This is a genomic window from Actinomadura sp. (assembly GCF_044508335.1).
GTDB lineage: Bacteria > Actinomycetota > Actinomycetes > Streptosporangiales > Streptosporangiaceae > Spirillospora.
Genome location: NZ_JBIQHY010000062.1, coordinates 17,710 through 37,087, shown reverse-complemented (window position 1 = coordinate 37,087; position 19,378 = coordinate 17,710). Strand labels below are relative to the sequence as shown.

General features: G+C 73.4%; 19 protein-coding genes. 5 read left to right on the top strand and 14 right to left on the bottom strand.

The window, feature by feature from the left end; genetic code table 11:
* The 5 genes from ACIWVC_RS20875 to ACIWVC_RS20855 all read right to left on the bottom strand — a co-directional run.
* The coding region (locus ACIWVC_RS20875; RefSeq protein WP_396454451.1) for a branched-chain amino acid ABC transporter permease at positions 1 to 522 on the bottom strand (522 nt) is incomplete at its 3' end.
* A complete protein-coding gene (locus ACIWVC_RS20870) occupies positions 519 to 1,382 on the bottom strand; it encodes a branched-chain amino acid ABC transporter permease (RefSeq protein WP_396449321.1) in 864 nt (287 codons plus the stop codon). The genes ACIWVC_RS20870 and ACIWVC_RS20875, both read right to left, overlap by 4 nt.
* Before the next feature lie 9 nt (positions 1,383 to 1,391).
* On the bottom strand, positions 1,392 to 2,633 hold the full coding sequence (locus ACIWVC_RS20865) for an ABC transporter substrate-binding protein (protein WP_396449320.1): 1,242 nt from the start codon (positions 2,631 to 2,633) through the stop codon (positions 1,392 to 1,394).
* A gap of 50 nt (positions 2,634 to 2,683) precedes the next feature.
* On the bottom strand, positions 2,684 to 3,385 hold the full coding sequence (locus tag ACIWVC_RS20860; protein ID WP_396454450.1) for an ABC transporter ATP-binding protein: 702 nt from the start codon (positions 3,383 to 3,385) through the stop codon (positions 2,684 to 2,686).
* Positions 3,372 to 4,163 (bottom strand): ABC transporter ATP-binding protein, encoded by a 792-nt coding sequence (locus ACIWVC_RS20855; protein WP_396449318.1) that lies wholly within the window; start codon positions 4,161 to 4,163, stop codon positions 3,372 to 3,374. The genes ACIWVC_RS20860 and ACIWVC_RS20855 overlap by 14 nt, the downstream gene beginning before the upstream one ends.
* Before the next feature lie 249 nt (positions 4,164 to 4,412).
* Between ACIWVC_RS20855 and ACIWVC_RS20850 the strand changes: the two genes are divergently transcribed.
* Positions 4,413 to 5,801: a tannase/feruloyl esterase family alpha/beta hydrolase gene (locus tag ACIWVC_RS20850; protein WP_396454449.1), complete on the top strand. Its 1,389-nt coding sequence runs from the start codon at positions 4,413 to 4,415 to the stop codon at positions 5,799 to 5,801.
* 71 nt (positions 5,802 to 5,872) lie between these two features.
* On the opposite strand, the gene ACIWVC_RS20845 is transcribed toward ACIWVC_RS20850, so the two are convergent.
* Positions 5,873 to 6,763 carry a LysR family transcriptional regulator gene (locus ACIWVC_RS20845; RefSeq protein ID WP_396449316.1) on the bottom strand — a complete coding sequence of 297 codons (891 nt, stop codon included), beginning with the start codon at positions 6,761 to 6,763 and terminating at the stop codon, positions 5,873 to 5,875.
* A gap of 135 nt (positions 6,764 to 6,898) precedes the next feature.
* Between ACIWVC_RS20845 and ACIWVC_RS20840 the strand changes: the two genes are divergently transcribed.
* Positions 6,899 to 8,086: a CaiB/BaiF CoA transferase family protein gene (locus ACIWVC_RS20840; protein WP_396449315.1), complete on the top strand. Its 1,188-nt coding sequence runs from the start codon at positions 6,899 to 6,901 to the stop codon at positions 8,084 to 8,086.
* 1 nt (position 8,087) lies between these two features.
* Positions 8,088 to 9,434 carry an SLC13 family permease gene (locus tag ACIWVC_RS20835; RefSeq protein WP_396454448.1) on the top strand — a complete coding sequence of 449 codons (1,347 nt, stop codon included), beginning with the start codon at positions 8,088 to 8,090 and terminating at the stop codon, positions 9,432 to 9,434.
* A 7-nt stretch (positions 9,435 to 9,441) separates the two neighbouring features.
* Here ACIWVC_RS20835 and ACIWVC_RS20830 read toward each other — a convergent pair whose 3' ends face one another.
* Positions 9,442 to 10,626 carry a cytochrome P450 gene (locus ACIWVC_RS20830; RefSeq protein ID WP_396449313.1) on the bottom strand — a complete coding sequence of 395 codons (1,185 nt, stop codon included), beginning with the start codon at positions 10,624 to 10,626 and terminating at the stop codon, positions 9,442 to 9,444.
* 63 nt (positions 10,627 to 10,689) lie between these two features.
* Between ACIWVC_RS20830 and ACIWVC_RS20825 the strand changes: the two genes are divergently transcribed.
* Complete coding sequence (locus ACIWVC_RS20825) at positions 10,690 to 11,130, top strand: SRPBCC family protein (protein WP_396449312.1); 441 nt, start codon at positions 10,690 to 10,692, stop codon at positions 11,128 to 11,130.
* Entirely contained in the window at positions 11,127 to 11,636 is a 510-nt protein-coding gene (locus tag ACIWVC_RS20820) for an NUDIX hydrolase (RefSeq protein WP_396449311.1), read from the top strand. Before ACIWVC_RS20825 ends, ACIWVC_RS20820 begins: the two co-directional genes overlap by 4 nt.
* Before the next feature lie 17 nt (positions 11,637 to 11,653).
* Here ACIWVC_RS20820 and ACIWVC_RS20815 read toward each other — a convergent pair whose 3' ends face one another.
* The 7 genes from ACIWVC_RS20815 to ACIWVC_RS20785 all read right to left on the bottom strand — a co-directional run bounded on the left by ACIWVC_RS20815 (position 11,654) and on the right by ACIWVC_RS20785 (position 19,126).
* Entirely contained in the window at positions 11,654 to 13,132 is a 1,479-nt protein-coding gene (locus ACIWVC_RS20815; protein ID WP_396449310.1) for an NADH-quinone oxidoreductase subunit C, read from the bottom strand.
* Positions 13,129 to 14,583 (bottom strand): proton-conducting transporter membrane subunit, encoded by a 1,455-nt coding sequence (locus tag ACIWVC_RS20810; protein ID WP_396449309.1) that lies wholly within the window; start codon positions 14,581 to 14,583, stop codon positions 13,129 to 13,131. The genes ACIWVC_RS20815 and ACIWVC_RS20810 overlap by 4 nt, the downstream gene beginning before the upstream one ends.
* The gene (locus ACIWVC_RS20805) at positions 14,583 to 15,242 is read right to left on the bottom strand and encodes a hypothetical protein (RefSeq protein ID WP_396449308.1); all 660 of its coding nucleotides are present in this window, start codon (positions 15,240 to 15,242) and stop codon (positions 14,583 to 14,585) included. Before ACIWVC_RS20805 ends, ACIWVC_RS20810 begins: the two co-directional genes overlap by 1 nt.
* Positions 15,239 to 16,183: a respiratory chain complex I subunit 1 family protein gene (locus ACIWVC_RS20800; protein WP_396449307.1), complete on the bottom strand. Its 945-nt coding sequence runs from the start codon at positions 16,181 to 16,183 to the stop codon at positions 15,239 to 15,241. The genes ACIWVC_RS20805 and ACIWVC_RS20800 overlap by 4 nt, the downstream gene beginning before the upstream one ends.
* On the bottom strand, positions 16,180 to 18,195 hold the full coding sequence (locus ACIWVC_RS20795) for a proton-conducting transporter membrane subunit (protein ID WP_396449306.1): 2,016 nt from the start codon (positions 18,193 to 18,195) through the stop codon (positions 16,180 to 16,182). Before ACIWVC_RS20795 ends, ACIWVC_RS20800 begins: the two co-directional genes overlap by 4 nt.
* Entirely contained in the window at positions 18,192 to 18,677 is a 486-nt protein-coding gene (locus ACIWVC_RS20790; RefSeq protein ID WP_396449305.1) for an NADH-quinone oxidoreductase subunit B family protein, read from the bottom strand. Before ACIWVC_RS20790 ends, ACIWVC_RS20795 begins: the two co-directional genes overlap by 4 nt.
* Positions 18,678 to 18,766: 89 nt before the next feature.
* A complete protein-coding gene (locus ACIWVC_RS20785; protein ID WP_396449304.1) occupies positions 18,767 to 19,126 on the bottom strand; it encodes an ArsR/SmtB family transcription factor in 360 nt (119 codons plus the stop codon).
* Positions 19,127 to 19,378: the final 252 nt, after the last annotated feature.

The following is a 19,378-nucleotide window of genomic DNA, read 5'->3' as shown; positions in this document are numbered from 1 at the left end:
GCGCCAGGCGGCGAACATCCCGGCCAGCACGAACGGCAGGGCCGCGTAGTAGAAGTAGAACGGCTCGGACAGGTCGAGGCCGAACAGCTCGCGGGGGATGCCCTGCAGCCCGTTCTCCCCGCCGGTGACGTCCCGCCACTGGTTGGCGATGAAGTAGACCATCTGGGCGAAGGCCAGGGTGACCATGGCGAAGTAGATGCCGGTCAGCCGGACCGACAGGTACCCGATCGGCAGCGCCAGCAGCGCCGCGAACGCCGCGCCGCCGAGGATCGCGACCGGGAACGGCATGCCGGTGTGCAGGGCGATCAGGCCGGTGCAGTAGGCCGACCCGCCCCAGAACGCGGCGTGCCCGAACGACAGCAGCCCGGTGAAGCCGAGCAGCAGGTCGACGGCGGCGGCGAACAGCGCCCAGCAGGCGATGTCCAGCGCGACCGGCGGGTAGATGAACCACGGCAGGACCAGCGCCACCAGCAGCCCGGCGGCCAGCAGGAAGGGTCGTCCGGCGAGCTTGGACAGGATCACCGGAACGCCTCCTCTCGTCCGAACAGGCCGGCCGGGCGCCACAGCAGCACGGCGGCCATGAGGATGAACACCAGCGTCTGCGACAGCGACGGGATGTACAGGTTGCCGAGGGCCGACACCAGCCCGACGGCGAACCCGGCGGCGACCGAGCCGAACACCGACCCGAGCCCGCCGATGACGACGACCGCGAACACCGTGATGATCAGGTCGGCGCCCATCAGCGGGTTGACCGCCCGCATCGGCGCGGCCAGCACCCCGGCGAACGCGGCCAGCGCGACGCCGAACCCGAACACCGGCGTCACCCACCGGCCGACGTCGATGCCGAGCGCGCGGGTCAGCTCCGGCCGCTCGGTGGCCGCCCGGACGATCATCCCGACGCGGGTGCGGGTGAGGACGAGCCACACCGCGACGCACACCAGCGCCGAGATCGCGAGCACGAACACCTGGTAGGCGGGGTAGGTGAACAGCCCGAGGTCGACCGTCCGGTCCAGCTGCGACGGCCGGGGGTACGGCTGGGAGTTGACCCCGTACTTCCGTTTCACCAGATCCTGCAGGATCAGCGCGAGGCCGAAGGTGAACAGGAAGTTGTAGAGCGGATCAAGGGGCGTCAGCCGCCGGATGAACAGCCGCTCCAGCACGATCCCGGCCACGCCGAGCAGCGGCGGCACCAGGACCAGGGACAGCCAGAAGTTCAGCCCGAACGAGTCGAGCGCGACGAACGCCCCGAACGCGCCGAGCATGTAGAACGCGCCGTGGGCGAGGTTGACGACGCCGAGCATCCCGAAGATGACGGACAGGCCGAGGGCGAGCAGGGCGTAGAACGCCCCGCCCACCAGCCCGTTGAACGCCTGCTGGAGCAACGCCGCCGCCTACAGCTTGCAGGCGGGGTCGGGCTGCGGCTGGAACGCCTCCGCCGCCGGGATGGTCTTCAGGACCTTGATGTAGTCCCAGTCCTCCTTGACCTCGCCGGCCGGCTTCACCTGGCCCAGGTACGCGTCGTGCAGCAGCAGGTGGTCCTGCGCCCGGATGGTGGCGTTGCGCGCGAAGATGTCGTCGAACGTGTAGCCCTCCAGCTGCTTGACCACCGCGTCGGAGTCGTCGGTGCCGGCGCGCTGCACGGCCTCCAGGTACTGCAGGGCGGCCGAGTAGTTGCCCGCCATGTTGGACGTGGGACGCTGGCCGGCCTTCGCCTGGAACTTGTCGGACCAGCCGCGGGCCTTGTCGTCGAGGTTCCAGTACCACATGTCGGTGTAGCGGGTCCCGGCCAGGGCGTCCGCGCCGAGGGAGTGGATGTCGGTGATGACCAGCAGCCCGACCGCCAGGCCCACGCCCTTGTCCTTGAGCTTGTACTCGTTGTACTGCTTCACCAGGTTGACCAGGTCACCGCCCGCGTGCATGGTGCCGATCACCTGCGGCTTGGGGTCGAGGTTCGGCGCCTTCAGCAGGAACGTGGAGAAGTTGTCGTTGGGGAACGGCGTCGGGTCGGTCTTGACCACCTTGCCGCCGGCGTCCTCGATCGACTTGCTGAAGGTCTTCTGCATGTCCTGCCCGAACGCGTAGTCCGGGTAGATGATGTACCAGCTCTTGGCGCCGTCCTTGGTGACCTCGGCGCCGGTGCCGTGGGCGAGCATGTAGCTGTTGTAGCCGTAGTGGAAGGTGTACTTGTTGCACTGCTTGCCTTCCATCTCGGTGCTCGCGGCGCCGACGTCGATGAACACCTTCTTCTTGTTCTTGGCGATGGTGGCGACGGCGAACGCGGCCGAGGACGTGGGCACGTCCAGGATCACGTCGGCGTGCTGCCGGTCGTAGAGCTCCTGCGCCTTGGAGTTGGCGATCTCCGGCTTGTTCTGGTGGTCGGCGGAGAGCACCTCGATGTTCTTGCTGACCGCCTTGTCGCCGTACTTGGCCTTGTAGTCGTCGACCGCCATCTTGACGGCCTCGACCGTCTTGCGGCCGGAGGTGTCGGCGTAGATGCCCGACTGGTCGTTCAGCACCGCCAGGACGATCTTGTCGTTGCTGACCTTCCCTCCGCCGCCGCCCGGCCCGCCCCCGCACGCGGCCAGCAGCAGGCCCGCGGCGACCAGGCCACCGCTCCACCCCATGATTCTCATTCCGGCGTCTCCTTTGGTCTCCACGAACTCGGCCCGTCAGGTCCCGGGGGTCAGATGCCGAGGTACTCGAGCAGCTCGTGCTCGCGTTCCCGGACCTGGTCGTTGTCCAGCGCGTCCACGATCCGGCCCTCGGCGAGCAGGTAGTGGCGGTCGGCGACGGTGGCCGCGAAGTGCACGTTCTGCTCGATGAGCAGGACGGTCACCCCGGCGGCCTTGACCTCCCGGAGGATCTCGCCGATCTGCTGGACGATCAGGGGCGACAGGCCCTCGGTGGGCTCGTCGCACAGCAGCAGCCGGGCACCCGTCCGCAGCACCCGGGCCAGCGCGAGCATCTGCTGCTCGCCGCCCGACAGCTTCGTCCCGGGGAACCGGCGCCGATCTTTGAGGCGGGGGAACGTCTCGTACACCCGGTCCAGCGACCACGGCTCCGGACCCATGCGCGGCGGCAGCGTCAGGTTCTCCTCCACCGAGAGCGTGGCGAAGATGCCGCGGTCGTCGGGCACGTAACCCAGACCGCGGCGCGCGCGCTTGTGGGAGCTCATCGCGGAGATGTCCGCGCCGGACAGCGACACCGCGCCCGTCGTCCTGCCGTGCGCCGCGTGCAGGCCCATCAGGCAGCGCAAGAGCGTGGTCTTGCCGGCGCCGTTGCGTCCGACGAGCGTGACGATCTCGCCCTCGTCCACCCGCATCGACACCTCGCGCAGCGCCTGCGCCTCGCCGTACCAGGCGGACAGTCCGTCAATGCGCAGCATTGGAGTCTCCGAGGTAGGCGGTGACGACGCGGGGGTCGTGGCGGATCTCGGCGTAGGGGCCTTCGGCCAGCACCTTGCCGTGCTGCAGGACGGTCACCCGGTCGGCGAGGCTGGCGACCACGTTCATGTTGTGCTCGACCAGGACCACGGTGCGGCCCGCGCGGATCTTGCGGACGAGTTCGATGGTGCGTTCCACGTCCTCGACGCCCATGCCGGCGGTCGGCTCGTCCAGCAGCAGGACCTTGGGGTCCAGGGCCAGCGCGAGCGCCAGTTCCAGCGCCCGCTTGCTCCCGTACGACAGCGAGCCCGCCGGGACGTCGCCGTGGCCCGCCAGCCCGACCTCGTCGAGCAGCTCCCCGGCGCGGCCCGCGAAGCGGTCCAGCTTCCGGTCCGAGCGCCAGAACCGCCAGCCGAGGCCGGTGCCGCTCGCCAGCGCCAGCTCCAGGTGCCGGCGCGGGGTCAGCTCCGCGAACAGGCTGGTGATCTGGAACGAGCGCGCCACGCCCAGCCGGGTGATCGCCTCGGGGCTGCGCCCGGCCAGCTCCCGGCGGCCCTCCAGCAGCACGGTGCCCGCGGTCGGCTTCAGGAACCCGGTGAGCAGGTTGAACAGCGTCGTCTTGCCGGCGCCGTTGGGGCCGACCAGCGCGTGGACCGAACCCTCCCCGACGTCGAGGTCCACGCCGTCCACGGCCCGGAAACCGCGGAACTCCCGCACCAGGCCCCGTGCCGTGAGAACCGGCGCCGCCTGAACCGGGGCCTCCGGGACGGGATCGCCCATGCGCCCTCCTCACGCGTCGTGCCGTGACCCGCGCCACATCCGGGTCGCCGTGACCGTGAACGCTAGGCGGCGGCGGAGCGTGCGAACCAGGTGACCCGGCACATATTCGGGCGGCCGACTATGAGGCGGCGCACACCGCAGGGGGCCGCCACCACAGGACGCCGTCCAAGAGTGTGCTCGACGACGTGGCCCCGGCCGCGGGCGGTCGCACAGCATGTCTTCCCCGAACCCCACCCCCGGAGGCCGCACATGCCTGTCCTTCGCAGATCCTCCGCAATCTCAGTCCTGCTGGGCTCGCTGCTGGCGGTCCCCCTGGTCGCGGCGGCCGGTGCGCCCGCGCAGGCGGACGGCGGCTGCGCCCGCGCGCACACGGTCCGCGTCCCCGGAGCGGAGAAGCAGATCGCCGCCTGCCTGGACGACCTGACCACCGCCGGCACGGTCGCATCGGGCCACACCGTCCCCGCCCAGTGGACGGGCCTGCACTCGGTGGCCACCAGGAACCCGAGCGGGGTGCCGGGAGTCCAGATCGACGGCTACTTCCCGGACGACTCCTCGTTCAACACCACCCACGGCTGGAACCACGACGCCCAGTTCGTGATCCGGCTCCCGAAGAACTGGAACGGCGGCCTGGTGGTCTCCGGGGCGCCGGGGACGCGCCTCCAGTACGCCAACGACTTCACCATCTCCGACTGGGTGCTGGCCAAGGGGTACGCGTTCGCCTCGACCGACAAGGGCAACAGCGGCAACACGTTCTACAAGGACGGCAGGCGCCCCGGCGACGCCATCGCGGAGTGGTACCGCCGGATGACCCAGCTCACCGTCGCCGCGAAGGCCACGGTGGCCCGCTACTACCGCAGGCCGCCGCGCAGGACGTACGCGGCCGGCATCTCCAACGGCGGCCAGCTCGTGCGCTGGGCGCTGGAGAACCACCCCGAGCTGTACGACGGCGGCATCGACGCCGAGGGCACGTACTGGCCGCGGGACGGCGCGATCAACGCGCTCGTCTACCTGCCGGTGGCGCTGCGCAACTACCCGAAGTACGCGGCGACCGGCGACCCGAAGGCGCACGCCGCGATGATCAAGGCCGGCTTCGCCCCCGGCTCGGAGTTCCTGTGGGACTTCAACTACAACTTCATCTGGGACAACACGCAGCGCATCTACCGCGAGGAGGTCGACCCGGCCTACGACGGCGACCTGGAGGCGGGCATCCCGTACTGCGAGAGCGGGACGCCGAACTGCGACACCGACTACAACTACTACGCGCGTCCGAGGAGCGTCCATCAGACGGTGAAGCGGCTCGGCATGACCGGCCGCATCGGCAAGCCGATGATCACCGTGCAGGGGACGCTGGACACCCTCCTGCCGATCAGGGTCCACGGCGACGCCTACGCCCGGAAGATCCGCTCGCAGCACCGGGGGGCGCTGCACCGCTACTACCGGATCGAGGGCGCGTCGCACCTCGACCTCGAATACGACATGTTCCCCGACCGGATGCGGCCGCTGCTGCCCTGCATGCGGACGGCGTTCGAGGACCTCGAGCGGTGGACGGCCCCGCGGCACCGCCAGGCGCCCCCGCCGAGCGCCACCGTCCCGCGCCAGACGGCCGGGGACGTGGCCAATACCTGCTCCATCGGCTGACCGGCCCCCGTCCGGTCCCCTGAGACTCCCCTGACGGGCCGCCACCCACTCACCGGCTTCCCGGCGGCCCGTCAGGGGACGCGGCTCGCCAGCTCGTCCGCCTTGGCCCGGATGAGCCGCTGGACGATGACGGCCGATCGCGAGGGCCGCCCCTCCCGCCGCCGCGTCAGGCACAGCCCGACGGAGGGCGCGTCCCGCAGCGGCAGCCAGACCAGGTCGGGGATGTCCGCGGAGGTGTCGAACCGGGCGAGGACGCCGAGCCCGGCGCCCTGGGCGACCATCACCTTGACCGTGCGCGCCGACATGGCCTGGACGACGAGATCGGGATCGGCCATGTGCCGGTGCAGCGTCTCCCACAGCACCGTGCCCGCCCGCATGGTGACGATGGGCCAGGTCTCCAGGTCGCGCCAGTGGACGTGGTCGCGTCCCGCCAGCGGATGGTCGGTGCGCACGCAGATCCCGAGCGGGGCCGAGACGAGCGGTGTGCGGCGCAGCCCCGGCGCGGCCGGGCCGTCCGGCACGGTGACGACCCCGAAGTCGAGCGCGCCGTCGAGCACGGCGTCCTCGATGGCGGCCGAGGCCCCCTCCCGGACGGTGAACCGCAGCCCCGGATGCCGCTCCCGCAGCCGGCCCACGACCGGCGCGATGATCGTCTCCGCGGCGACGGAGACGCCGCCGATCTGGACCCGGCCGCGGTAGGCGCCGCTCGACTCCATGGCCGACTCGCGCACCGCGTCCTCCGCCGCGACGAGTCGCTGCAGCGGCTCGATCAGCGCCTGACCGGCCGGCGTCGGCCGCACCCCGTGCCGGCTGCGGGTGAGCAGCACGACGTCGAGTTCCTCCTCCAGCAGCGCGATCTGCTGCCCGATGGCGGGCTGGCTGACCTCGCATCGGGCGGCGGCCGCGCGCAGCGACCCCGTCTCGATCGCGGCCAGGAAGTACCGCGCCCGTTCCACGCGCACCGGCCCACTATAAAAGCAGAACCTTTCACGGGTGAACTGCGGAGCCGTCTTCCCTGGCAGGTCGGCGGCGGTGCATCGTGCCGTTGGCCGGGCCTTCCGGCCCGAAAGATCATCATCGTGTGAAAGGAACACCTGGTGCCCGACGGTCCGCTGAGCGGAGTGCGCGTCCTGGACGTGTCGACGATCCTGGCCGGTCCCCTGGCGTCCTCGCTGCTCGGCGAGTTCGGCGCCGAGGTGATCAAGATCGAGCATCCGGCCGAGGGCGACCCCGCGCGCCGCTACCCGCCGCTGGAGGACGGCGAGTCGGCCGCCTGGGCGATGCTGGCCCGCGCCAAGCGGAGCGTCACGATCGACCTGCACCACCCCGAGGCCGCCGATCTCGTCGGCCGCCTCGCCGCCGCCGCCGACATCGTCGTGACGAACTTCCGCCCGTCGACGCTGCGCCGGTTCCGCATCGACTTCGACGACCTGCGGGCGTACCGGCCGGACCTGGTGATGGTCCACGTGAGCGCGTTCGGGCGCACCGGCCCCTACGCCGACCGCCCCGGCTTCGCCCGCGTCGCGGAGGCGTTCGCGGGCCTCACCTACCGCACCGGCGACCCGGAGCGGCCGCCGGTGTTCGCCGGCTACCCCGTGGCCGACGGCGTCACCGGCATCTACGCCGCGTTCGCGGCGATGCTCGCGCTGCGCCAGCGCGACCTCACCGGGGAGGCGCAGCTGGCCGACATCCCCCTCTACGAGCCGCTGCTGCGGATGATGGAGGACTTCGTCGTCGAGTACGGCGCCACCGGCGAGAGCCGCGAACGGCAGGGCAACGAGAACCCCCACATCAGCCCGAACAGCCTCTACCGCACGCGCGACGGCCGCTGGCTCGCCCTGCCCGCCTCGACCGAGCAGATGTGGCGCCGGCTGGTGAAGGCCATGGACGCGGCGGACCTCGCCGTCCACGACTCCATGACGGCCCGGCTGGAGCACCGCGAGGAGATCGAGGCGCGGGTCGCCGGCTTCGTCGCGTCCCACGACCTCGAACCGCTGATGGCGCTGCTCACCGACGCCGGGGTGGCGGCGGGGCCGGTGAACTCGGCCGCCGACATCTGCGCCGACCCGCACATCCGCGCCCGCGGATCGGTCGTGGAGGTGCCCGACGAGCGCACCGGCCGCCCGCGGCTCATGCAGGCCCCCGCCGGCCGCTTCTCCGGCTTCGACGCCACGATCGGCCGCACCGCACCGGCCCTCGGCGAGCACACCGCCGAAGTACTGCGCGACCTCGCCGAACTCACCGACCCCGAGATCCAGGAGCTGCGCCGCCGAGGAGTGGTCTGACATGGCAACCCTGTCCATCATCATCCTGGCCGCCCTTTTCGCGGCGACCCTGATCCCCGCGTTCGACCTCGGGCTGGGCGCCCTCGCCGCCGCGTTCCTCATCGGCCTCGCCGCCGACGTGGCCGCCGACGACGTGACCGGCTTCTTCCCCGCCGACTTCTTCGTCCTCATCGTCGGCGTGACGGCCCTGTTCGCCGTGGCGCACCTCAACGGGACGCTCGACTGGCTGCTCGACCTCCTGCTGCGCCTCGTCCGCGGCCGGCTGGTCCTGATCGTGCTGGTCCCGTTCGTGATCGGCGCCGTGCTCACCGCGGTCGGCACGCTGCCCGCCGCCGCGACCGCCATCGTCTCCCCGATCGCGCTGGGCTTCGCCGCCCGGTACCGGATCTCGCCGCTGATCGCCGCCGTCCTCGGCGTCACCGGGATCATCAGCGGGCTGCTCTCGCCGCTCGCCGTCTACGGCGTCACCGCGCGGGAGCTGAGCGAGAAGCAGGGCATCGCGCTGCCCGGCTCGGCCCCGGTGTCCTTCCTGCTCGGCGGCCTGGTCACCGGCCTGCTCGTGTGCGCGGCCCTGCTCGCCGCCGGCACCCGGACCGGCGCCATCCCGCCCGGCCGGATCTCCGCCCCGCCCGCTTCCGCCGCCCCGGACGGCTCAGCGCCGGCCCCCTCCGCCGCGCCGGACGGCTCGGCGCCGGAGCCGTCCGGCGCGCCCTCCGGCGGCACGGCGACGCTCGTCTCCACCGCGCCGGCGGGGACGCGCGAACGCCGGGGAGCCCGCGTTCTCACGATCGGGTGCCTGCTCGCCGTGGTCGTCCTCTCGGTCGCCTTCGACATGAACGTCGGCTACCTCGGCCTGACCGCGGCGCTGATCCTGCAGCTGGCGCTCCGGCTGCCGTCCGGCGAGATCGTCTCCCGGATCCCGTGGAACGTCGTCCTGCTGATCGGCGGCCTGCTGACCTACGTGGGCCTGATGCAGCACCTGGGCGCCTTCAAGCAGATCAGCGACTTCCTTCGGGTGGACGGCTCGCCGCTGCTCAGCCTGCTGGTGCTCTGCTACATCGCCGGCGTGACCTCGTTCGCCGCCAGCTCCATCGCGGTCTTCGTGACCACGATGCCGCTGCTGCCCCCGCTCGTGGCCGACGGCGTCTCCCCGGTCGGCGGCGTCCTCGCCCTCGCCCTGGCGTCCGTCATGGTGGACATCAACCCGCTCGGCATCACCGGCGGCCTGATCCTCGGCGCCGCCGAACCCGCCGCACGGCCCCGCCTGTTCCGCAACCTCCTCATCTACGGCCTCATCTCGATCCCCGTGGCCCCCTTCCTGACCTGGCTCGCCTTCGGCTGGTGGTGAGCCGGGCTCAGACGCGGACCGGGAGGGCCGCCAGGCCGCGGACTATCGAACCCGCGCGGTGGTGGCGCAGTTCGGTGGGCGGGACGGCGAGGGCCAGGTCGGGGAAGCGGTCCAGCAGGCCGCCGATGGCGATCTGGCCCTCCAGGCGGGCCAAGGGGGCGCCGAGGCAGAAGTGCGGGCCGTGGCCGAAGGCGACGTGGCGTCTGGGGGCGCGGGTGACGTCGAGGCGGTCGGGGTCGTCGAAGGCGGCGGGGTCGCGGTCGGCGGCGGCGAGGGAGACGTGCACCCAGGCGCCCTTCGGGACGGGCGTCCCGGCGATCTCCATGTCCTCCAGGGCGATGCGCTGGCTCGCCCGTTCCAGCGGGCCGTCGTAGCGGAGCAGTTCCTCGACGGCGGACGGCAGCAGGTCGGGGCGCGCCCGCAGCAGGTCCATCTGGTCGGGCGCCTGGAGCAGGGCGAGGACGCCGTTGCCGATGAGGTTGACGGTGGTCTCGTGGCCGGCGATGAGGAGCAGCCCGATGCCGTTCAGGAGTTCGGCCTCGGTCAGGGCGGCGTCCCCGTCGCGGGCCGCGATGAGGGCGCTGACCAGGTCGTCCTCGGGGCGGGCGCGGCGGGCGGCGATGACCTCGCGCAGAAAGGCGTTGAACTCGCGCGCGGTCTCGCGGCGGCGGGCGCGGGCCTCGGCGGTCAGGGCCGGGACGGTCAGCACCGCCGTCCACGCGCGGAACCGGTCCCGGTCGGACGCCGGCACGCCGAGCAGCTCGCAGATGACCTGGACCGGCAGCGGGACGGCCAGGTCCCGGATCAGCTCGGCCCCGCCGCGGGCTCCGATGCCGTCCAGCAGCCCGCCGGCGATCTCCCGCACGCGGGGGCGGAGCCGCTCGATCCGGCGGGTGGTGAACGCCTTCGCCATCAGCCCGCGCAGCCGGGTGTGGTCGGGCGGGTCCATGGCCAGCATCGTCCCGCCGAAGAACTGCTCGCCGTTCACGGGCAGGGAGCTGTGCGCGACGTCCTTGGACAGGCGCGGATCGGCCAGGGCCGCGCGGCCGTGCTCGTGGTCGACCACCAGGAAGGCGGTGGCGCCGCGGGGGAAGTCGATCGGGTGGACCGGTCCCCGCTCGCGCAACTCGGCGTACGGGCCGTACGGGTCCTCGCTGAACGTCCGGCTGAAGAGGAATTCCAGCGGCAGCATCAGGCCACCCTCCCACCGTGTCGGCCGCGGAGCCACCCCCGGGGCGGTGGAAGGATGAGCGGCATGGGACAAGTCGTGGTCAACGCGGAAGCAACGGTGAAGGCGAGCCCGGATCGGGTGCTCGCGGCGCTCGGCGACTACACGGGGGTGAGGTCCCGCATGTTGACCGAGCACTTCAGCGAGTACGAGGTGCGGGAGGGCGGCCAGGGCGAGGGCACGGTGGTGCACTGGAAGCTCGCGGCCACCAGCAAGCGGGTCCGCGACTGCCTGTTCACCGTGAGCGTTCCCGACAGGGACCGGCTGGTGGAGCGGGACGCCAACTCGTCCATGGTCACCACCTGGACGGTCTCCCCCGCCGCCGAAGACGCACGCGTCCAGGTCACGACCACCTGGGACGGGGCGGGCGGCATCGGAGGGTTCTTCGAGCGGACCTTCGCCCCCAAGGGCCTGCAGCGCATCTACGACGCGCAGCTGGCGAAACTGAGCTCCGAACTGGGCGCATGACCGGCGCGCCGGCCGAGGAGACCTACCGCCGGCGGACCGCGCGGGTGCTGCTGGTGGACGACGCCGACCGCGTCCTGCTGTTCCGCTGGCCGCTGCGGGACGGCCCGGCGAGCCACTGCTGGATCACCCCGGGCGGCGGCGTCGAGCCGGGCGAGACCCTGCACGCCGCCGCGGTCCGCGAGCTGCGCGAGGAGACCGGCCTGGTCGTCTCCCCCGACGACCTCGGCCAACCGGTCGCGCTGACCTCCGGGCACGCCGACCTCGGCTGGGCCGAGGGCCTGTTCCGCGACGACTTCTTCCTGCTCCGCGCCGCCGCCTACGACATCGACACCGCGGGCTTCACCCCCATCGAACGCGAGCACGTCGGCGCCCACCGCTGGTGGACGCTCAGCGAACTGGCGAACGCCGAAGAACCGGTCTACCCGCTGATGCTCGCGGACCTCCTCACCGACCTCCTGGCAGGCCGCCTCCCCACCGCCCCGGTCCGCCTCCCCTGGCACCACTGAGGGAGAACGGCGTCGCGTCACAGGTCGTTGGCGGCGTAGGAGAGGTTGAAGCTCTTGTTGACGAGGGGGAAGTCGGGGACGATCGCGCCGGTCAGCGCGACCGGGAGGGCGGGCCAGTTGAAGAAGGACGGGTCCGCGATCTTCACGCGGGTCAGCGTCCAGTCGGCGGCCAGTTCGACGCGGTGGACGATCGTGCCCCGCCAGCCTTCGACGATGCCGATCCCGGACGCCGGGGCGGCCGCGGCGGTCGGCGGCCAGGAGGTCACCAGGCCGGGGTTCATGGCGTAGGTCAGGTCGCGGATGACGTCGATGGACGCGGCGGCCTCGCGGGCGCGGATCTGGAAGCGGGCCAGCACGTCGCCGGTCGCGGCGGTGGGCACGGTCAGCGCCGGGCGCAGGTCGGTGAACGGGTGGTCGCGGCGGGCGTCGGCGTCCAGCCCGCTCGCGCGGGCGACCGGGCCGAGGACGCCGAGGTCGCGGGCGGCGTCGGCGGGGAGCGGCGCGGTGCCGGTGAAGCGGTCGGCGACGACGGTGTGGCCGAGGGCGAGGTCCGCGAGCTCGGCGATGCCGGCGCCGATGGCCTTCAGCGCGGCCGGGTCGGGCAGGGCGCGCAGGACGGCGCCGCCGAGCAGGACGCCGCCGCGGAGCAGCCGGTGGCCGGTCACGACGGCGTTGAGGCGCAGGAGCTGCTCGCGGATGCGGCCGAACTGGGCGTTGAGGACGGAGTGCCCGACGTCGTTGCAGAGGGCGCCGAGGTCGGTGACGTGGTTGTAGAGGCGTTCGAGTTCGAGGAGGACGGCCCTCATCCGCTGGGCGCCCGGTGACACGGTGCAGCCCGCGGCGTCCTCCACGGCGAGGCAGAAGGCGAGGGTGTGGCCGACGGTCGTGTCTCCGCTGACGCGTTCGGCGACCGGCAGCGCGTCGAGCGGCAGGCGTCCCTGGAACAGCTTCTCCAGGCCCTTATGGACGAACCAGAGCCGCGCCTTCAGCTTGAGGATGCTCTCCCCGACGACGGAGAACCGGAAGTGCCCCGGTTCGATCAGCCCGGCGTGCACGGGGCCGACCGGGATCTCGTACACGCCCGGCCCGTCCACCTGGACGAACGGGTAGGGGCCCTCCGGGTCGCCGAACGGGGGCGGCGGCCCGGCGTCGGCGCGCATCGGGTACCAGCCGCGCGGCCAGTGGTGGTGCCGGACGAGCCGGCGCGGCAGCGGGTGGTCGGTGGGGACGATCCCGTACAGGTCGCGCATCTCGCGTTCGAACCGCCCGGCGGGGAAGCTGAGCGCGGCGAGGCTCGGCACCCGCGGGGCGTCCCGGTCGAGGCGGACGTGCAGTTCGGTGCGCCGGTCCGGGCGGGGGGCGGTGAACAGGTAGACGACGCGGAAGCAGTCCGGGTCCTCGTGGGCGGCGGCCAGGGCGAGGCGGTGGCCGTCCTGGAGCAGCTCGGCGGCGTGCTCGCGCAGGTGGGCGGCGTCGATGTCGTGGACGGTGGTCATCGGTGCGCTCCGAGGACGGCGGCGGCGTCGAGCAGGAGGTCGTGGAGGGGCCAGAGGGTGACGCCGAGCGCGGCGGACGCGAGCAGCCCGAGCAGCAGCCCGGCCGCCGCTCCCGGCGAGGGCCGGGACGGGAGGGTCGCGGCGCCGGGCCCGGGGCCGCCGAGCAGCATCCGGGCCGTGCCTGCGGCGACGGCGGCGGTGACGGCGAGCAGCAGGGCGAGCGCGGCGGCGACGGCCCAGCCGAGCCCGGCGGCGAACCCGGCGCGGAAGATCGCGAGTTCGCTGGCGAACAGGCTGAACGGCGGGAGGCCGAGCAGCGCGAGCACGGCCGCGCCGAACGCGCCGCCGATCAGCGGGGAGCGGGCCGCGAACCCGCGCACCGCGCCGATCCGGCTGGTCCCGGCGGCGTGCTGGATGTGCCCGGACGCGATGAAGGCGACGGACTTGGCGAGCCCGTGCCCGAGCACGTGCAGCAGGACGCCGGCGACGGCGAGCCGCGTCCCGATCGCGGCGCCGAGCGCGAGCAGGCCCATGTGCTCGATGCTGGAGTAGGCGAGCATCCGCTTGTAGTCGCGCTGGCGCAGCAGCAGCGCCGCCGCGAGCGCGAGCGACGCCAGCGCGACGGCCAGCAGCAGCGCCCGGACGAACCCGGCGCCGAGCGCCGCGTCCGCGATCACCTTGACGCGCAGCACGGCGTAGAACGCGACGGACAGCAGGACGCCGGACATGAGCGCGGACACCGGCGCGGGGGCCTGGCTGTGCGCGTCCGGCAGCCAGGCGTGCAGCGGGGCGAGCCCGGCCTTGGCGCCGAACCCGAGGACGAGCAGCGCGACGGCGATGCGGGTGACGTCCGGGTCGAGGCGCCCGGCGTGGGCGGCGAGCTCCGCCCAGCCGAGGGACCCGGAGGACGGGACGTGGGCGTGCTGCGCGGCGAAGTGCAGCAGCGCGACGCCGAGGAACGCCAGCGCGATCCCCGCCGAGCAGATCACGACGTACTTCCAGGCGGCCTCGGTGGCGTTGCGGGTGCGGCGGTGCCCGACGAGGAACGCGGTCAGGATCGTGGTGGCCTCGATCGCGACCCACAGCATCCCGAGGCTCGCGGCCAGCACCGCCAGCGCCATCGCGGCGACGAACGCCTGCGTCAGGACGCCGTAGCGGCGCCTGTCGCGGGCGGGCGCGTCCTCGGCGGCCAGGTAGGCGGGGCTCGCGAGCATGGCGAGCAGCGCCACCGCCCCGATCACGATGACCATGAAGGCGCTGAGCGCGTCGGCGCGCAGCAGCCCGCCGAGCCCGGTGCGGGGCCCGCCGGCGGCGAGCGCGATCCCGGACGCGAGGACGGCGGCGGCCGCCAGGGCGCCCAGCCAGGACGTCCCGCGGCGCGGGCCGAGCACGGCGTGGGCGGCGGCCGCCAGCAGCGGCGCCCCCATCGGGGCGGTCAGCAGCAGGCTCATCAGTCGCGCAACTCCCGCAGATCGTCCAGGTCGGTGTCGCCGAAGGCGGCCCGCATCCGCGCGGTCAGCACCTGGAGCACCAGCACCGCCAGCAGCACGTCGAGCGAGACGCCGAGCTCCACGATGAGCGGCACCCCGGACGTGGTCAGGAACGCCACCGCGGTGATGCCGTTGTCCATGAGCAGGAACCCCACGATCTGGGACAGCGCGCGCCGCCGCGTCACGAGGACGAACAGCCCGATGAGGACCACGGTCAGCGCGATCGGGACGGCGTGGGTCGCGGGCGTCGGGTCGAGCCGCACGATCGGGCGGGTGACGGCGTAGGAGAGCAGGCCGAGCAGCGCCGCGATCGTGAGCGAGGTCGCCACGTTGACCAGCGGCTGCGTCTCCCGGCTCGTCCCGCCCGCGGACATGGCGCGGCGCAGCAGCCGCGGCAGGACCACCGCGCGCAGCGCGCCGACGAAGGCGGCCAGCGCGACGACCTCGCCGTCCCCCTCGTGGACGCCGAGGACCGCGATGAGCAGCGCCAGCGCCGCGCCCTGCAGCGCGAACAGCCGCACGATCGCGGCGAGGTCGCGGCGCCACAGCACCAGCACGCCCGCGAGCAGGAAGGCGCCGCAGGCCACGTCGAGCAGCTGGACGTAGGTGGTGTGGTTCACGGCGCCACCAGGAAGAAGGACGAGGCGACGGCGAACAGCGCGAGCACGAACGAGCCGGCGAGCAGCTCCGGCACCCGGAACATGCGGAGCTTGGCCATGAAGACCTCCGCGGCGGCGAGCGCGGCGCCGGCGGCCGCGACCTTGGCGCCGATCGCCGCGACCGCGACCGGCAGCGCCGCGAGCGAGTCACCGGCGATGCCCCAGGGGACGAACAGGTTGGACAGGAGGCCGAGGAGCACCGTCAGCCGCATCGCGGACGCCCATTCGACCAGCGCGAGGTCGGGCCCGGCGTACTCCAGCACCATCGCCTCGTGGATCATCGTCAGTTCCAGGTGGGTGGACGGGTTGTCCACCGGCATCCGGCCGGTCTCGGCGATGACGACGACAACGAGGGCGACGAGCGCGAGCAGGCTCGCGGGGAACACGACCTGCTGCGGGTCGTCCAGCGCGGAGCCGACGATCGCGCCGAGGTCGGTGGAGCCGACCCGCACCGACAGCGCGAACGTCGACAGCAGGATGGTGGGCTCCACCAGCGCGAGCACGACCATCTCGCGGCTCGCGCCCATGCCGCCGAACGCGGTCCCGGTGTCGAGGCCGGCGAGCGCCAGCGCGACGGTGCCGAGCGCGAGCAGGGCCGTCACGGCGAACAGGTCGGCGGCGCCGTCCAGCGGGGAGCGCGTCGTGACGAGCGGCACCACGGCCGCGGCGACGAGCGTCGTGCCCGCGAGCACCAGCGGCGCCGCGCGGAACAGCGCGCCCGTGCCGTGCGGGGTGATCGGCTCCTTGCGGAGGAGCTTGCGCAGGTCGCGCCAGGGTTGCAGGACGCCGGCGCCGGCCCGCCCCTCCGCCCTCGCCCGGATCTGCCGCATCAGCCCGGCGAGCAGCGGCGCGCCGGCCGCGACGAGGACGACCTGCAGAACCGTCCCGACGATCCCGGTCACCGGAGCACCGCCAGGGCGATCAGCAGGCCGGTGAAGGCGTAGAAGCCGTACCCGACGTAGCGGTGCACGCTGCCGTCGGCCAGGCCGCGCGCCGCCTCGCCGACGCGGGCGGCGGCGGCGAGGACGGGCCGGTACAGCCGGTGCTCGACGCGGTCGCCGACCCGCGTCCGGTAGGTCACGCTGTCCACGAGATAGGCCGACTCCTTCAGCGGGGTGACGTCCAGGTCGGTTTCGGGGGCGAGGACGTTGTCGAAGACGCGCTGCAGGGGTTCGGCGAACGAGGTCGCGGTGTACTCCATGCGCGGCGACATGGGGCCGGCGCCGCAGTCCCAGAGCCGGGCGCGGCGGCGGGACGCGCGGCGGGTCGCGGCGAGGCGCAGCAGCGCGAGCAGCCCCACGACGGCGACCAGCAGGAAGGCGGCGATGAGCAGCGGCGACACGGTGCCGGACAGCCCGGCGAGGCGCAGCGTCACCGGCCCCGCCACGGCGTCCGGCCCCGGTACGGCGAGGGCCACCGGCCGGGCGATCGAGGGCAGGACGAGCCCGGGCGAGAGCGCCAGGACGACGCAGCCCGCGGCGGCCGCGGCCATCCCGGCGAGCATCGGCGCCGTCGCCTCCCGGGCCTGCGCCGCGGCCGAGCTGCGCGCCCGCGCCAGGAACCCGACGCCGAACGCCTTCACGAACGCGGCGATCGCCAGGCCCGCCGACAGCGCCACCGCGGCGACGGCGAGCGGCATCGTGACCGCCGTCATCGTCCCGCCGGACGGCAGGGCGTGGACGAGGCTCTGCAGCAGCAGCCATTCGCTGACGAACCCGTTGCCGAGCGGGAGCGCGGAGGCCATCAGCGCGCCGGTCCCGAACAGCGCCGCGGTGGCGGGCATGCGGGTCCGCAGGCCGCCGAGGGCGTCCAGGTCGCGGGTGCCGGTGGCGTGCACGACCGACCCGGCCGCGAGGAACAGCAGCGTCTTGAACCCCGCGTGGTTGACGACGTGCAGCAGCGCGGCGGTGAGCGCCAGGGCGGACAGCGTCCGCGCACCGGACGCCGCGAACAGCCCGGACGCCCCGACGCCGACGAGGACGAGGCCCATGTTCTCGCACGTCGAATAGGCCAGGAGCCGTTTGATGTCGCTGGAAACGGCGGCCTGGAGGACGCCGTACAGGGCCGACCCGCCGCCCGCCGCCAGGACGGCCAGCCACCACCACGCCGGCCCGCCGCCGAGCAGGTCGAAGCCGACCCGGACGATCCCGTACACGCCGAGGTTCACCATGGCCGCGCTCATCAGCGCCGACACGTGGCTCGGCGCCTCCGGATGGGCGCGCGGCAGCCACACGTGCAGCGGCGCGATCCCCGCCTTGGACGCGAATCCGGCGAAGACCGCGAGGAACACGGCGGCGCGCCCCCACTCGGGGAGCCCGTCCGCCGCCGCGCGGAGCCGCTCGAACGACTCGCCGTGCGCGGCCGCCGCGAACCCGGCCAGCCCGGCGAGGATCACCACCATCCCGAGATGCGTCATGACGGCGTACCACAGGCCCGCCGCGGCGACCTCGTCCCGCCTGCGGTGCTCGGCCACGACGAGCAGCAGCGACGCGAGCGCCATCAGCTCCCACGCCAGCAGGAAGGTGCTCACGCTCGCGGCGGCCGGGACCAGCGCCATCGCCGCGAGGAAGACCGGCGCCATCACCTGCGGGACGCGGCCGTCCAGGCCGCCGTGCCGGGTGTAGCCGATGCCGTAGACGGCGGCGCACACCGCCACCGCCCCCGTGACCGCGACGAACAGGCCGCCCAGCGGGTCGAGGGTCAGCTGGACGCCCGCGAGCGGCAGCAGATCGGGCAGCCGGACGCTCCACTCCCCGCCGCGCATCGCCGAGACCCCGGCGACGACGGCGGCCGCTCCCCCGGCCGCCGTGACCGCCCCGGCGGCCGCCCGCCGGGACCTGGGCGGCAGGACGAGCCCCGCGACGGCCGCGAGCAGGTTCAGTCCGAGGGCCGCCGTGAACGCGGCGGACGTCATCGCCCGGTCAATCCGCGCAGCGCCGCCACGATCGCCTCCGGCTCGGGCGGGCATCCCGGCACCTCGACGTCCACCGGGACGACGTCCCGGACCGCGCCCGCGACGCCGTACGCCTCGGCGAAGACGCCGCAGTTGCGCGCGCAGTCGCCCAGCGCGACGACGACCTTCGGCTCTGGGACGGCCTCATGGGTGCGCCGGAGCGCCATCTCCATGTTGCGCGTGACCGGTCCCGTGACCAGCAGCGCGTCCGCGTGGCGGGGCGAGGCGACCTGGCGCGCGCCGTACCGCTCGGCGTCGTGCACGGGCCCGAACGCCGAGGCGATCTCCACCTCGCAGCCGTTGCACGACCCGGCGTCGACGTGCCGGACCTGGACCGACCCGGCGAGGGCGCGGGCGCGCGCGGGCAGCGCGGGCTCGGGGCGCCTCGGCGCGGCCTCGGCGGCGCGCCCGGTCGTGCGGATCTTGCGGAACAGGTCTCTCACGCGGGTCCCCGGGGTCGAATACTGACATGCGCAATTGCCAACTTTAGCAACTCATAAGCATGCTAAGACCGCATACCCGTCCAACCCGGTCAGGCCCCGGCGCGCCCCCGCCCGCCGGCGGGCCCGGAGGAGCGCATCTCGTCCAGCAGTTCGGCCTGCCCCGACAGCACGCCGGTCAGGATCTCCCGCGCCACCGCGAGCAGGTCCGCGACGCGGGGGCTGGTCAGCGAGTAGATGACCGTCGCCCCCTCCTTGCGGGAGACGACGAGCCCCGCCCGGCGCAGCACGGCGAGCTGCTGCGACAGGTGCGCCGGCTCGATGCCCACCTCCGGCAGCATCTCCGCCACCGCGTGGTCGCGCTCGCTCAGCAGCTCCAGCACCCGGATCCGCGCCGGGTGCCCCAGCGTCTTGAAGAACTCGGCCTTCAGCTGGTAGAGCGGCGCGCTCACCGCGGCCGCCCGCGGACCGTCCGTGGCACCATCGTCCCGGTACTCCTTCGCCGGAGTAGCAACATTAGCAATTGCTAAGGTTAGCAACTCCTTCCGCACCGGCCCGCCGACGGCCGGGCCGCCGCAGGCGCATCCGCGCCCTCTCGTTCCCAGGCTGTAGAACCAGTCCTTCATGTAGTGGTTCGGCTTGTACTCGGAGTGGTGCGATCCGGCTCCGGCGAAGGACCTTTCCGAATGGCTCGGCCGCGGCGT